Origin of the sequence: Citrobacter sp. wls757, from assembly GCF_005280935.1 — a bacterium.
In the GTDB taxonomy this organism is placed as follows: domain Bacteria; phylum Pseudomonadota; class Gammaproteobacteria; order Enterobacterales; family Enterobacteriaceae; genus Citrobacter; species Citrobacter portucalensis.
On sequence record NZ_SZWU01000055.1, the window covers coordinates 1 to 1,288 of the forward strand.

The window sequence follows — 1,288 nt, forward strand, 5'->3', positions numbered from 1 at the left end:
GCCTTGTATTATCCTCTCTGTGCAGAGAGGGCCGGCCAGTTCTCCCTGCCATGCCGTCCGCATGCCGTATCCGGCCTTAGGTTAACAACCTGTATTGTAGATTTATGCAGCGGACTGCCGTTCTCCACAAGTGACAAACCGGACAGTATCATGGACCGGTTTTCCCGGTAATCCGCATTCACAAGGTTGGTCTCACTATGGAACAGGAACTTCATTTTATCGGTATTGACGTCTCTAAAGCCAAGCTGGATGTCGATGTGCTGCGTCCCGATGGCCGTCACCGCAGTAAAAAATTTGCGAACACCCTGAAGGGCCACAATGAACTCCTCCACTGGCTCAACAGCCATAACGTGGCGCCGGCGCATATCTGTATGGAAGCCACCAGTACGTATATGGAAGACGTGGCCGCCCATCTCAGTGATGCCGGATTCACCGTCTCCATCATCAATCCTGCCCTCGGCAAAGCCTTCGCACAGAGCGAGGGGCTGCGCAGCAAAACCGATGCCGTTGATGCCCGCATGCTGGCAGAGTTTTGCCGTCAGAAGCGCCCGGCAGTCTGGGAAGCTCCGCATCCGGTTGAACGGGCGTTACGGGCACTGGTGCTGCGCCATCAGTCACTGACGGATATGCGTACGCAGGAACTGAATCGCCTTGAGACAGCACGTGAGGTACAGCGTCCGAGTATCGACGCTCATCTGCTGTGGCTTCATGCCGAAATTAAACGCATCGAAAAGCAGATAAAGGACCTGACGGATGACGACCCGGACATGAAACACCGCAGGAAGCTGCTGGAAAGTATCCCGGGTATCGGGGAAAAGACGTCGGCGGTGCTGCTGGCTTATGTGGGACTGAAGGACAGGTTCAGTCAGGCGAGACAGTTCGCCGCCTTTGCCGGTCTGACACCGCGCCAGCATGAATCAGGCAGCAGCGTGAGGGGAATGAGTCGGATGAGTAAAAGCGGCCATGTATCCCTGCGCAGGGCTCTGTACATGCCAGCGATGGTGGCAATAAGTAAAACGGAATGGGGGCGGGCGTTCCGCGACCGTCTGGCAGGAAACGGTAAAAAAGGGAAAGTGATAATAGGCGCAATGATGCGCAAGCTGGCGCATGTGTCTTACGGGGTACTGAAATCAGGTGAGCCGTTCGATGCGTCGAGACATGGGGTGATAACAGCCTGAAGGGAAGATGAATCAGGAAAAAACAGCGCCTGACGGCGCTGTGACTGATCGTGCCTGCTATCCGTAACCGCGGAACCTGAAAAGGCTTGCAGGCGATAACAGTATCTACA

Annotated in this window: 1 protein-coding gene; it reads left to right on the plus strand. The window is 55.4% G+C overall.

Annotated features, from left to right (window positions below):
- Window positions 1–197: 197 nt before the first annotated feature.
- Window positions 198–1,178: a transposase gene (locus FDW94_RS14390; protein WP_103285878.1), complete on the plus strand. Its 981-nt coding sequence runs from the start codon at window positions 198–200 to the stop codon at window positions 1,176–1,178.
- The last annotated feature ends 110 nt before the right edge of the window (window positions 1,179–1,288 follow it).